Source organism: Corynebacterium auris (genome assembly GCF_030408575.1).
Lineage (GTDB): Bacteria > Actinomycetota > Actinomycetes > Mycobacteriales > Mycobacteriaceae > Corynebacterium > Corynebacterium auris.
In genome coordinates this window covers 277870-290997 of the sequence record NZ_CP047047.1, presented here as the reverse complement: position 1 = coordinate 290997, position 13128 = coordinate 277870, and the positions used below count along the sequence as shown (strand labels likewise).

11 protein-coding genes are annotated in these 13128 nt (G+C 68.1%); 4 read left to right on the top strand and 7 right to left on the bottom strand.

The features are described 5' to 3' along the window. Positions 1 to 29: 29 nt before the first annotated feature. A complete protein-coding gene (locus tag CAURIS_RS01445) occupies positions 30 to 953 on the top strand; it encodes a DUF3109 family protein (protein WP_290342457.1) in 924 nt (307 codons plus the stop codon). On the opposite strand, the gene CAURIS_RS01440 is transcribed toward CAURIS_RS01445, so the two are convergent. Genes CAURIS_RS01440 through CAURIS_RS01420 form a run of 5 tightly spaced genes read right to left on the bottom strand, consistent with a single transcriptional unit; the run spans position 950 to position 5989 of the window. Next, positions 950 to 1639: a response regulator gene (locus tag CAURIS_RS01440; RefSeq protein WP_290342456.1), complete on the bottom strand. Its 690-nt coding sequence runs from the start codon at positions 1637 to 1639 to the stop codon at positions 950 to 952. The two genes, CAURIS_RS01445 and CAURIS_RS01440, sit on opposite strands and share 4 nt — an antisense overlap. Then, positions 1636 to 2880: a sensor histidine kinase gene (locus tag CAURIS_RS01435; RefSeq protein WP_290342455.1), complete on the bottom strand. Its 1245-nt coding sequence runs from the start codon at positions 2878 to 2880 to the stop codon at positions 1636 to 1638. Before CAURIS_RS01435 ends, CAURIS_RS01440 begins: the two co-directional genes overlap by 4 nt. 59 nt (positions 2881 to 2939) lie before the next feature. Next, complete coding sequence (locus CAURIS_RS01430) at positions 2940 to 3701, bottom strand: phosphoglyceromutase (protein WP_290342454.1); 762 nt, start codon at positions 3699 to 3701, stop codon at positions 2940 to 2942. A gap of 38 nt (positions 3702 to 3739) precedes the next feature. Beyond that, complete coding sequence (mshA, locus tag CAURIS_RS01425) at positions 3740 to 5005, bottom strand: D-inositol-3-phosphate glycosyltransferase (protein WP_290342453.1); 1266 nt, start codon at positions 5003 to 5005, stop codon at positions 3740 to 3742. 21 nt (positions 5006 to 5026) lie between these two features. Continuing rightward, positions 5027 to 5989 carry a MinD/ParA family ATP-binding protein gene (locus tag CAURIS_RS01420; RefSeq protein WP_290343275.1) on the bottom strand — a complete coding sequence of 321 codons (963 nt, stop codon included), beginning with the start codon at positions 5987 to 5989 and terminating at the stop codon, positions 5027 to 5029. A gap of 212 nt (positions 5990 to 6201) precedes the next feature. On the opposite strand from CAURIS_RS01420, the gene CAURIS_RS01415 reads away from it, so the two are divergent. Then, positions 6202 to 7920: a long-chain-fatty-acid--CoA ligase gene (locus tag CAURIS_RS01415; protein ID WP_290342452.1), complete on the top strand. Its 1719-nt coding sequence runs from the start codon at positions 6202 to 6204 to the stop codon at positions 7918 to 7920. Positions 7921 to 7983: 63 nt separating this feature from the next. On the opposite strand, the gene CAURIS_RS01410 is transcribed toward CAURIS_RS01415, so the two are convergent. Next, positions 7984 to 8508, bottom strand: a complete 525-nt coding sequence (locus CAURIS_RS01410; RefSeq protein WP_290342450.1) for an O-acetyl-ADP-ribose deacetylase — start codon at positions 8506 to 8508, stop codon at positions 7984 to 7986. A gap of 127 nt (positions 8509 to 8635) precedes the next feature. On the opposite strand from CAURIS_RS01410, the gene CAURIS_RS01405 reads away from it, so the two are divergent. Beyond that, positions 8636 to 10339, top strand: coding sequence for a long-chain-fatty-acid--CoA ligase (locus CAURIS_RS01405; protein WP_290342449.1), 1704 nt, complete (start codon positions 8636 to 8638; stop codon positions 10337 to 10339). A gap of 45 nt (positions 10340 to 10384) precedes the next feature. Continuing rightward, positions 10385 to 12097 (top strand): long-chain-fatty-acid--CoA ligase, encoded by a 1713-nt coding sequence (locus tag CAURIS_RS01400; RefSeq protein ID WP_290342448.1) that lies wholly within the window; start codon positions 10385 to 10387, stop codon positions 12095 to 12097. Here CAURIS_RS01400 and CAURIS_RS01395 read toward each other — a convergent pair. Then, positions 12094 to 13104, bottom strand: a complete 1011-nt coding sequence (locus CAURIS_RS01395) for a UDP-N-acetylmuramate dehydrogenase (RefSeq protein WP_290342447.1) — start codon at positions 13102 to 13104, stop codon at positions 12094 to 12096. The two genes, CAURIS_RS01400 and CAURIS_RS01395, sit on opposite strands and share 4 nt — an antisense overlap. Positions 13105 to 13128 lie beyond the last annotated feature (24 nt).

The following is a 13128-nucleotide window of genomic DNA, read 5'->3' as shown; positions in this document are numbered from 1 at the left end:
ACAGAGTAGTGGGTCTACCGTACTCAAGTGTGAATCAACCATCCTCCGCCCCCGTGCTGCTCGGATTTCCCGCCTCCTCCCCCGCCGGAAAATCGATCCTCGCGGGCCGGGAAATCACCCCCGACTTCCCGCGCGACTGGTTTGAGTTCGTCCACCCCGACGACCCCACCCACTACTTCTCCATCGACCTGACCTGGGCCGAATCGACCTGGTCGTGCCGCTTCGGCACCCCGGAGTGCCGGGGCATCGACGAGTCCTTCCCCGTCGTCGGCTGCTGCATCCATGGCGCCTACCTGGCGGACGAATCCGACCGCGACGACCTCTACAACGCCGTCGCCGAGATGCCCGCGAAATACTGGCAACTGCGCCCCGCCGACGTCGACTCCTACCTCGCCGCCGCGGACCCGGTAGTGCTGGAGCCGTGGCTCGTCTTCGACGACGAGGAGAGTGCTGGGGACAGCGCCGACGCCGACCCCGACGAGGACGGCCCGCACCTGAAGACGAAGGTCGTCGACGGCGCCTGCATCTTCGCCAACCGCGCCGACGCCGAGACCGGACCGGGCTGCGCCCTGCACCAGTGGGCCCTAGCCGAGGGGCGCAACATCGTCGGGTCCAAACCCGAGGTCTGCTGGCAGGTCCCCTTTTCGCGCGAGGACGCCTGGGAGGAGCGTTCCGACGGCGCCGAGATCCTGCGCACCACCATCGGCGAGTACGACCGCCGCCAGTGGGGAGGAGGCGGCGAGGACTTCGACTGGTGGTGCACCTCCGCCCCCGCCTGCCACACCCCCGGCGCCGGGGCGGGTACCCCGGTGTGGAAGTCAATGAAGGACGAACTCATCGCCCTGATCGGGGAGAAACCCTACGAGGTGCTCGCGGCGCACTGCGAGGCCCGCGCGACAGGCCCGGCGGCGGCCCGCTCGGTGCACCCCGCCACGCGGGCCGCGGGCGATTAGGCCTCGAACTTGTAGCCCAGGCCGCGCACGGTGACAAGCTGCGTCGGCCGCGAGGGCTCGACCTCGATCTTCGTGCGCAGGCGCTTGACGTGCACGTCGAGGGTCTTGGTGTCGCCGACGTAGTTGGCGCCCCAGATCCTGTCGATGAGCTGGCCGCGGGTGAGCACGCGCCCGGCGTTGCGCATGAGGTATTCGAGCAGGTCGAACTCTTTCAGGGGCATGGGCACCGGTTGGCCGTCGACAAGCACTGTGTGCCTTTCGACGTCCATCTTGACGCGGCCCACCTCGACGATCTGCGCGTCTTCGTAGTCCTCGCCCTCGCTGTCCGCGCCGCGGCGCAGCACCGCGCGGATGCGCGCGACGAGCTCGCGGGTGGAATAGGGTTTGGTGACGTAGTCGTCGGCGCCGAGCTCGAGGCCGACGACCTTGTCAATCTCGGTGTCGCGCGCGGTGACCATGATGATCGGGACGGAGGAGGTCGCGCGCAGGCGGCGACACACCTCGGTGCCGCTCATGCCCGGCAGCATGAGGTCGAGAAGGACGAGGTCGACGCTCGTCTTCTCGAACTCCTCGAGGGCCGTCGGGCCGTCGCCCACCACTGTCGTCTCAAAGCCCTCCTTGCGCAGCAAGTAGGCCAGCGGGTCGGCCAGGGATTCTTCGTCTTCGACGATAAGGATGTTCGTCACTGCTCTTCCTTTTCCTTTCGACGGCTCGCAACCCGGGTCACGGTCCTGCGGATGGCGGAGCTGGGCTCCTCGTCCTCCCGTTCGGCCTCCGCCACGAGCTCCTCCGGCGTGTACAAAGGCAGCTCTATCGTGAACGTCGAGCCCGTCCGGGGCCTAGACCACAACTTGATATTACCCCCGTGGTTGATCACCACATGCTTCACGATGGCCAGCCCGAGCCCCGTGCCCCCGGTGGAGCGCGAGCGGGCCTTGTCCACGCGGTAGAAGCGCTCGAACACGCGCTTCTGGTCCTCCGGCGCGATGCCGATGCCCCGGTCGGTGACGCGGATGAGCACGACGTTGTCGCGCACCACCTTCTGCGTGATGCTCACCGGCTGCCCGTTTGGCGAGTAGTTGATCGCGTTGGACACCAGGTTCGATACCGCGGCGGTGAGCAGCGCCTTATCCCCGGCGACAAACAGCCCGGTGGGCGCGCCGCGGGTCAGCTCGATCTCACGGTTTTCGGCCGTGATCTTGTTGCGCTGGATCGCGGCGTCGATGATCTCGTCGACGCGCACGAGCGTCATATCCGGCAGTGCCTCGGCGCCCTGCAGCTTCGACAGGGCGATCAGGTCCGTGATCATCTCGCCCATGCGCTGGGATTCCTTGAGCAGCTTCGTACCGAAGTAGTCGACCATCTCGGGGTCCGTGGGGTCCTGCAGCAGGGCCTCGGCGAGCAGCGAGATCCCCCCGACCGGGGTTTTCAGCTCGTGCGAGACGTTGGCCACGAAGTCGCGCCGCGCCGACTCCATGCGCACGTTTTCGGACTCGTCGGAGCCGTAGGCCACGACGAAGGTGTTCTCGCTGAGGGTCAGCGGCTTTACCAGGGCGCGCACGTTGCGGATCCGGTTGGCCGTGGGGCGCTGCGGCAGCACCAACTCCAGCTCGCGGTCCTCCTGGTCCCCGAAGACCTTCTCCGCTTCCTTCCACACCACCGGGTTGACGGTGCGGTCGTGGACGAGCGTCATGTCGTGTGCACGCGAGTTCGACAGGATCACGCGCCCGGCTCGGTTGATCACCGCCACGCCAGTGGGCGAGCCCTGCATGCTCAGGTGCAGCACCTCGCTGAGGGTGGACACCTTTGCCTCGCCGGCATCCGCGGCCGAGGCGCCTTCCCCGCCCCAGCGGCGCGCGCCGACAACGGTGAGCACCACCACGGCGCTCACCATCACGCCGAGAACGAACGCAAGGACGGGTGACACTGCCTGCCTTTCCGGTTACTTTTCCGGCTACTTTTCCAGGCCTACAACCATACAGCTCGTTAGTGCTGCTGGTTGCCCTGGTTCGCCACCGCCGCGGCGCCGGCCGCCGCGGCCTCCGGGTCGAGGTAGGTCCCGCCGGGGTTGAGGACGGTACCGGCGGAGTCGATCTCGTAGACCAGCGGCATGCCGGTGGGGATGTTCAGCCCGGCGATGTCCTCGTCCGAAATGCCGTCGAGGTACTTGACCAGGGCGCGCAGGGAGTTTCCGTGCGCAGCCACCATGACGTTCTTACCCTCGAGGACCTCGGGGAGGATGACGTCGACGTAGTAGGGCAAAAAGCGCTCCACCACATCTTTCAGGCACTCGGTGCGCGGCACGCGCGGCAGGAAGGCGTAGCGGGCGTCGCCCGTCTGCGCGTACTCGTTGTCCGCGTCGATCTCCGGCGGCGGCGTGTCGTAGGAGCGCCGCCACGTCATGAACTGCTCCTCGCCGAACTCCTCGCGGATCTCGGCCTTGTTCAGCCCCTGCAGCTTGCCGTAGTGGCGCTCGTTGAGGCGCCAGCTGCGCTGCACCGGAATCCAGTGCCGGTCCGCCGCGTCGAGCGCGATGTTCGCGGTGCGGATCGCGCGGCGCAGAAGGGAGGTGAAAAGGACGTCGGGCAAGACGCCCTCCTGCACCAGCAGCCGCCCGGCGTTGACGGCCTCCTGCTCACCCTGCTCGGTCAGGTCGACGTCAACCCAGCCGGTGAATTGGTTGGACTTGTTCCACTCGCTCTGCCCGTGTCGGACCAGGATTAGCTTTCCGTGTTGTGGTTGTGCCATGGCGTCTAGCATGCCACGAACGGCGCCTGCCTGCGCCGTTAACTGCCGAAGGCGGCGCGCTCGTGGGTATCCGGCGCGAAGGAGCTAAGGGTGTCGCGGTAGACCTCCTCCAGCTTCTGGGCCGCCGCCGCCCAGCTGAACCCCGCCGCGTGCGCGACGGCGTTGCGGCCCATCGCGACCCGGCGCGGGTCGTCGCGCAGGATGTCGCCCAGCGCCGTGGCCCATTCCCCCGGGTCGTGGCTGCCCACGAGGACACCCGTGCGGCCGTCGGCGACGGCGAGCGGCAGTCCCCCGACGCGCGCGGCAACGACCGGGGTGCCGGTCGCCTGGGCCTCGACGGCCACGAGGCCGAAGGACTCGTTGTAGCTGGGCACGGCCACGACGTCGGCCGCCTGGTACACGCTGACCAGCTCCTCGGGCGGGCGGGGGCCGAGGAAGCGCACCCGCGCCCCCAGCCCCTCCTCGCGGGCCAGGTCGCGGTACTGCGCCACGCTCGCCTCGCTTCCCGACGCCCCACCGCACAGCACCACCCGCACCTCAAGCTCGGGCTCGCGCCGCACGAGCTCGCCGACGGCGCGGATGAGCACCTGCGGGCCCTTGAATTTCTGCAGCCGGCCAACAAAAGCGATGACCTTGGCGTGCAGCGGCAGGCCCAGGTGGCGCCGCGCCAGTTCGGTGTTGCGGTTCGTGCCCGGCGTGAACAGGGCGGTGTCCGCCCCGGGCGTGACCACCCGGATGCACGAGGTTGCGACGTCGTAGTGGCTGGCCAGCTCGCGGCTTTCGTTGTCGGTGTTGACCACGAGCGTGTCGGCGTTGTCCACCAGCTGCTGCTCGCAGATCCGGCGCGCCTCCCCCTCTGCGGCGGCATCGGGCGTGCCGGCGGCGTTTTTCACCGCCGCCCACGTGTGCCCGGTATGCACCAGGGGCACGCGCGCCAGGTCGGCGAGCAGCCAGCCGACCTGGCCGGAGAGCCAGTAGTGGGAGTGGATCAGGTCGTAGCTCAGACCGTGGTGCCGCGTGAACTGCACGATTCCCCCCGCGAAGGCGGCGAGCTGGGTGGGCAGCTCCTCCTTGCTCAGGCCCTCGTAGGGCCCGGCAACGATGTTGATCACCCGCAGGTTCTCGGTCACCTCCACGACCTCGCCCAGGCTGGGCCGCGAGGCGCGGGTGAACACGTCGACGGCGACGCCGCGGCGCGCCAGCTCGCGCGCCACGTTGAGGACGTAGACGTTCATGCCGCCGGCGTCACCCGCGCCCGGCTGCTCGAGCGGGGAGGTGTGCATGGAGATCATGGCGACGCGCATGCGCACCACTTTACGGCTCGCCTACCAGGCCGCGTGACGGTGCCAGGAAGAGAAGTCCGCCGCGACGGTGGCCGCCAGCTCGCGGTAGGCGCGCCGCGTCGCGGCCCCCAGCCTGCCCAGGTCCACCACGGCGCCTTCGGCCAGGTGCCTGTCGTAGGGAATGGTGTGCACCGCCCTCGTCCGCGCCGCGAAGTGCCCGGTCAGCCGCTCCATGTCGATGCTCGGCTTGCCCGGGGCAGAAGCCGAGACCACCACGACGGCATTGGCGGCCAGCTGGTCGTAGCCGTGCAGGTTGAGCCAGTCGAGGGTCGCGGAGGCCGACTGCGCGCCGTCGAGGGCCGGCGAGGTCACCAGCACCAGGGTGTTCGCTAGGTCGAGCACGCCCGCCATCGCCGAGTGCATGAGCCCGGTGCCGCAGTCCGTGAGGATGATGTTGTAGTGGTGCTGCAGGATGTCCACCGCGCGCCGGTAGTCCGCTTCGCTGAACGCCACGCTCACGGCGGGGTCGCGCTCCGAGCCGACCACCTCCAGCCGGGAGGTGGCCTGGTGGGTGAAGGCACGCACCTGCGGGTAGCGGGAGGTGTCCGGCGCGCTCAGCAGGTCCCGGATCGTCGCCGGGGCGGCGACCGCGGCGCGCTGCGCCAGGGTCCCCAGGTCCGGGTTGGCGTCGATAGCGATGACGCGGTCCCCGCGCTCCGCAGCGAAGACGCCGCCGAGGGCGACCGTGGTCGTCGTCTTGCCCACCCCGCCTTTCAGCGACATCACCGCGATGCGGTAGTCGCCCCGCAGCGGCGCGCGAATCGCCTCCGCCAGCTGCCCTTCGCGCACTTCGCTTATCGACGCCCCCGGGTTCAGCCTTCCCCCCGACACGGAATGGACCACGCGCCGCCATCCCCGCGCCGGGGCCGCCTTGACCGGGTTGACCACGATGGTGTTATCGAGGTCGAGGCCCGTCCCCTCCTCCTGCGCGCCGTGCGCAGGCATGTGAATGCTCACAGCTTATCCCCCTCGTTTTCTCGCGCCGCTGCGGCGCGGATAACCACTGTTCTTACACGATCCGGCGGCGCGCGCAAGCGGAGCAATCAGGGTTTTGTATCTCCGCTCACGACTTCCACCGATATGTGACACACGGCACGATTGATTTATCTATACTAAGCACCAATCGGACGTCGATAAGCAATAAGGAGATACCCTCAATGGGCGCTTTCGAAGAAAAGGCCTGGCTGCAGCACTACGCGCGCTGGACACCCCACGACATCGAGCTCGACTCGGACACGCTCGTGGACATCTACGAGCGCAACCTCGCGAAGCACTCGAACCGCGTCGCAACCTGGTTCTTCGGGCAGACGATGACGTACGCGGACCTCAACGAGCAGGTGCTCAAGCTCGCCGCCGGCCTGCAGGAAATGGGCGTGAAGAAGGGCGACCGCGTGGCCATCCTGCTGCCCAACTGCCCGCAGCACGTCATCGCGTTCATCGCTGTCATGCGCCTCGGCGCCACCATCGTCGAGCACAACCCGCTCTACACCGCCGCCGAGCTGCTGCCACAGTTCCAGGACCACGGCGCGAAGGTCGCGATCGTCTGGGACAAGGCGGCGGAGATGGTCTCCACGATCCGCGCGCAGGCGCCGCTGTCGACCATCATCTCGGTCAACATGATCGAGGCGATGCCCCTGCCCTACCGCCTCGCCCTGAAAATCCCGGTAGGACCGCTCAAGGACATGCGGGACAAGCTCTCCGCGCCCGCGCCCGCCACTATGCCGTGGCAGACCGCCCTCATTGACAAGCAGTTCCAGCCCGCGGAGGACATCAAGCAGGACGACACCGTCCTTATCCTCTACACCTCGGGCACCACCGGCCCGCCCAAGGGCGCGCAGCTGACGCACGGCAACCTCAACGCCGTGCTCAAGGGCGGGCTGCACTGGGTCAAGGACCTGGGCAAAGACCGCGAGAAGATCATGACGGTCCTGCCGCTCTTCCACGTCTACGGCCTGGCGCTCAACCTGGGCCTCGCGCTCGGCATCGGCGCGGAACTGATCCTCGTGCCCGCGCCGGAGCCTCGGCTCATCGCCATGGCGCTGAAGAATAACCCGCCGACCTTCTTCCCCGGCGTGCCCACCCTCTACGAGAAGATCGCCGAGGGCGCCATCGCCAAGGACAAGCGCTACCCCTCCATCCGCAACTCCTTCTCCGGCGCGTCCACCCTGCCGGCCTCGACCATCGAGAAGTGGGAGTCCATCACCGGCGGCGTGCTCGTCGAGGGCTACGGCCTCACCGAGACCTCCCCGATCGTCACCGCCAACCCGATGGACGGCAACCACCGCCCCGGCTACATCGGCATCCCCTTCCCCAACACCGAGGTCCGCATCGGCAACCCGGACAACCTGGACGAGACCATGCCCGACGGCGAGCCCGGCGAGCTGCTCGTCCGCGGCCCGCAGGTGTTCAAGGGCTACCTGAACAAGCCCGAGGCCACCGAGAACGCCTTCCACGACGGCTGGTTCCGCACCGGTGATATGGGGATCATGGAGGAAGACGGCTACATCCGCCTCGTCTCCCGCATCAAGGAGATGATCATCACCGGCGGCTTCAACGTCTACCCCGACGAGGTCGAGCAGGTGATGAAGCAGCACGAGGACATCGAGGACATCGCAGTCGTGGGCCGGCCGCGTTCCGACGGCTCCGAGGACGTCGTCGCCTGCGTCACCCTCCGCGAGGGCGCGGTCATCCAGTCCGACACCCTGCGCGAGTACGCCCGCGAGCGCCTCACCGCGTACAAGGTGCCGCGCACCTTCTACCACTTCGAGGACCTCGCCCGGGACATGACGGGCAAGATCCGCCGCCGCGAGGTGCAGCAGACCCTCGTGGGCATGCTCGACAGCGGGGACGACACCACCGTCGGCGAGAAGTCCTAGGCGGCTGCGCTCACCCGGCGGCGAACCCAACCTGCGGTTTCTTCGCGGGAATCTGCCCCCGCCCTATTCCCCGAGCGCCCCTTCCAGCGCCTCGCGCGCGGCGTCGCCGAAGGCCACGAACCGGACCTCCGCGATGGCTGTGGTGGGGTGCTCCTCGCCGTAGGCGCGCACCGTCTCCACCGCGATGCGCGCGGCGTCCGGCACCGGCCAGCCGTACACACCAGCGGAGATGAGGGGAAAGGCGACCGAGGCCGCGCCGAGGTCCTCGGCAACCTCCATGCTGCGCCGGTAGCAGGAGGCGAGCTGCCCGGACTTGTCCTTGGTCTTGGCCCAAACCGGACCCACCGTGTGGATAACCCACCGCGCCGGCAGCTGCCCAGCCCCGGTGGCAACGGCTTCGCCGGTGGGCAGCCCGCCCGGCCACTGCTCGTCGCGCACCCGGCGGCACTCCTGCACGATGTCCGGGCCTCCCGCGCGGTGTATTGCCCCGTCGACCCCGCCGCCTCCGAGCAGCGTGTGGTTGGCCGCGTTCACCACGGCGTCGACCTCTTGGGTGGTGATGTCCCCTTCGATAACTAAAAGCTTCACCCCGCCCAGATTACGCGCAAAAACACCTCCTGCGCGCCGGCGCCAGCCGTATACTCTCTACCTACTTAGCTTGTACTTGCTAATCATCGGAGGCGCTACAGCGTCGGAAGAGAAAGGGTCGATCGACATGGGAGCGTACGAAGACAAAGCCTGGCTGCACCACTACGCCGAATGGACCAACCCCACACCCGAGCTGGGAAACCACACCCTCGTCTCGCGCTACAACGAAGCGGTAGCCACCCACCCCAACAACAAGGCAACCTGGTTCATGGGCGCGGAACTGACCTACATCCAACTCGACCAGCAGGTCCGCAGCATCGCCAGCGCGCTCGCCGAGCTCGGCGTCAGCAAAGGCCACCGCGTCGTCGTTGCCCTGCCCAACTGCCCCCAGCACGTCGTCTCCATCCTCGCCATCCACTCGCTCGGCGCCGCTGTCGTCGAACACAACCCCCTCTACACCGCCTACGAACTGAAGAGCCAGATCCTCGACCACGGCGCCGAGATAGCCATCGTCTGGGACAAAGCAGCCCCCGTCTACCGCGAGCTCGCCGAAGCCACCCAGCTCAGCACCATCATCTCCGTCAACATGACCGACGCGATGCCCTGGCACCTGCGCACCCTGCTGAAACTGCCCCTCGGCACCGCCCGCGCAAAACGCAAAGAGCTCACCTCCCCCGCTCCCGGCACCACCGCCTTCAGCGACCTCCTCGCCACGCACCCCGCGCCACCGCCTGCCACCGTCACCCAAGACGACACAGCCTTCATCCTCTACACCTCCGGCACCACCGGAGAACCCAAAGGCGCACCTCTCACCCACGGCAACCTCAACGCAAGCCTGGTCACCGGACTCGAATGGCTCAAAGACTGGGGCGAGCACGACGAAAAGGTCCTCGCCGTCCTCCCCCTCTTCCACGTCTACGGCCTCATGCTCAACTTCTCTCTGGCCATCTCCAGCGCCGCCCAAATCGTGTTGGTGGCGGCGCCGAAACCGGAGCTGATGTACCCCGCCATCGAGAAGACGAAGCCCACGATGTTGCCCGGCGTGCCCACCCTCTACGAGCGCATCGCCGCCTGGGCCACCGACAACAACAAGGACCTGTCCTCCATCCGCAACGCCTTCTCCGGCGCGGCCACGCTTCCCACCACCACCCTCGAGCTGTGGGAGAGCGTCACCGGCGGGCGCCTGGTGGAGGGCTACGGCCTCACGGAGACCGCACCGATCCTGACCGCCAATCCGATGAACGGCAAGCACCGCCCCGGCTACGTCGGCGTGCCCTACCCGCACACCGACATCCGCATCGCCAACCCCGACACCCCGGCAGAAACCATGCCCGACGGCGAACCCGGCGAACTCCTCGCCCGCGGCCCCCAGGTGTTCTCCGGCTACCTCAACAAACCCGAGGCCAACGAAAAAGCCTTCCACGACGGGTGGTTCCGCACCGGCGACATGGCCATCATGGAACCAGACGGGTTCATCCGCCTCGTCGCCCGCATTAAAGAAATGATCATCACGGGCGGCTTCAACGTTTACCCCGACGAAGTCGAGCAAGTCCTCAAACAGCACCCCGACATCGACGACGTCGCCATCGTCGGGCGGCCCCGGCCCGACGGCTCCGAGGACGTCGTTGCCTGCGTCACCCTCCACGAGGGCGCTCCGCTTGACCCCGACGCGCTCGCGGACTACGCCCGTACACACCTGACCCCCTACAAAGTCCCCCGCACCTTCTACTACTTCGACACCCTGGAGCGCGACCAGACCGGCAAGATCCGCCGCAAGGCCGTTCAAAAAACCCTCCTCACCATGATCGAGGAAGGGACCGCCCAGAGCTGAAAACAATAGCGCACCAAAACCAAGGCTTACCTATACTGGGGACACATGTCTGCTTTAGAAAAAAAGCCCTGGTTAAAGTACTACCCCGAGTGGACGGCGCACACCCTCGAATACGGCACCACGACGCTGCCGCAGATGTACGAGGAAAACCTCGCCATGAACGCGCACAGGCCGGCGACCTGGTTCTTTGGCCGGTCGCAGACCTACGCCGAGCTCGACGAGGAGGTGCGTCGCGCCGCGGCGGGCCTGAAGGCCTTCGGCGTGCGCCCCGGCGACCGCGTGGCCATCATGTTGCCGAACTGCCCGCAGCACGTGGCCGCGTTCATGGCCGTGCAGCTGCTCGGCGCCGTCGTCGTCGAGCACAACCCGCTCTACACCGCCTCTGAGCTGCGCCCGCAGTTCCAGGACCACGGCGCGCGCGTGGCCATCGTGTGGGACAAGGCGGCCGACACGGCGGAGAAGCTGCGCTCGGACACCGACCTCGAGATCGTGGTCAGCGTGGACATGACCAAGGCGATGCCGCGGCTGCAGCAGTTCGCGCTGCGGCTGCCGGTGAAGAAAGTGCGCACCCTGCGCGAGCAGCTCACGGGGCCGGCGTCCAACGCCGTGCCGTGGGAGGACCTGACGGGCTCGGCCATCGGCGGCGACGGCCGCGACATCACCTACCCGGACACCCTGCGCCCCGAGGACCCCGCGCTGATCCTCTACACCTCCGGCACGACCGGCAAGCCGAAGGGCGCGCAGCTGACCCACTCCAACCTGCACGCCAACGCCTGGCAGGGCGTGGCCTGGGTGCGCCAGCTGCAGGAGCCCGGCCAGCGCATGCTGGCAACGCTGCCGTTCTTCCACGCCTACGGCCTGACCTTCTCCCTCACGCTGACCTTCCTCATCGGCAGCGAGGTGGTACTGCTGCCGGCGCCGCGGCTGGAGCTCATCATGAGCGCGATCAAGAAGCGCACCCCCTCCTTCGTTCCGGGTGTGCCAACTCTCTTCGAGCGCATCATCAAGGAGGCAAAGGAGTCCGGCGTCGACATGTCCCGCGTCGAGATTGGCTTCTCCGGCGCCTCCTCCTTGCCCGAATCGGCCATTGACCAGTGGGAATCCATCACCGGCGGGCACCTGATCGAGGGCTACGGCCTGACCGAGACCTCGCCGATCCTGCTCGGCAACCCGCAGAGCGACGACCGCCGCCCCGGGTACGTCGGCATCCCCTTCCCCGACACGGAAATCCGCGTGGTCGACCCGGACAACCCGGACGAGGAGCGCCCGCTGGGAGAGGAGGGCGAGATCCTCGCCCGCGGCCCCCAGGTGTTCTCCGGCTACCTCAACAACCCCGAGGCCACGGAGAAGGCCTTCCACGACGGCTGGTTCCGCACCGGCGACATGGGCTTTATGGACGAGGACGGCTTCGTCCGGCTCGTCTCCCGCATCAAGGAGCTCATCATCACCGGCGGTTTCAACGTCTACCCGCAGGAGGTCGAGGACGTCATCCGCGAGCACCCGGACATCGTCGACGTCGCCGTGGTGGGTCGGCCCCGCTCGGACGGCTCCGAGGACGTCGTCGCCTGCGTCACCCTCGGCGAAGGCGCCCCCCTGCAGCCGGAGGACCTGCGCGACTACGCCCGCGAGCGCCTGACCCGCTACAAGGTGCCGCGCACCTTCTACCACTTCGAGGAGCTGCCCCGCGACCAGCTGGGCAAGATCCGCCGCCGCGAGGTGCAGGCGGAGCTCATCAAGCGCCTGGAGGAGGCCGACTAATCAATCGCCACGCCGACCCAGACGGGCTCGGGCACGAGGGTCACGCCGAATCGCTTCTCGACGCCCCCACGGACCTCCCGGGCCAAAGCCACGATGTCGTCGGCGGTGGCTCCCCCGCGGTTCGTCAGCGCCAGGGTGTGCTTGGTGCTTAACCGCGCAGGCGCCGCCTCACCGGGGTAGCCGCGGTGGAACCCGGCGCGCTCGATGAGCCACGCCGCTGACAGCTTCTCTCGCCCGTCGGGCTGGGCGAAGCGCGGCATGCCCGCCTCCCCGACCTTCGCCTCGATGGCGTCGGCCAGCGCGGCGTCCACAACGGGGTTGGTGAAAAACGACCCAGCCGACCACGTATCGTGGTCCGCCCCGTCGAGCACCATGCCCTTCGCCCGGCGCGTCTCCAGGATGTTCTCCCGCGCCTGCGCCAGGGGTAGGCGCTCGCCGCCCAGGTGGCGCAGCGGCCGCGACAGCTCCGCCTCCTCCAGGCGCAGCTCGACCTCGAGGACGACGGCGCGCTGGGTGAACTTCAGGTTGGAGTAGCGGTAGGCCAGCTCTAGTGCTGCGGCGGGCACCCACTCGTCGCGCCCCGTCTCGCGGTCGTAGAGGCGCACGCGCGTGAGCACCTCGGAGATCTCCGCCCCGTAGGCGCCGACGTTCTGCACCGGGGTGGCTCCCGCCGAGCCAGGGATGCCGGAGAGCGCCTCAATACCGCCCAGGCCCCGCTCGACGGCGAAGGCGACGACGTCGTCCCACACGGTGCCTGCGCCGACGCGGAGCGTGTGGGCGTCGATAAGCTCGATGCCCTTGTTCTCGGCGATGACGGCCACGAGATCGAGCTGGCCCTCTGCGACGAGGAGGTTCGAGCCCCCGCCCACGACAAGAAGCGGCTGTCCCTCCGCGTCGAGGCGCGCGACGGTGGCGGCGAGCTCCCCGGCGCTGCCGCAGCGGATGAGGTCGCGCGGGCTGCCGCCGACGCGAAGGGTCGTTAGGGAGGCAAATGATGAATCAAACACGGCACCAACGGTAGTCTGATGGGC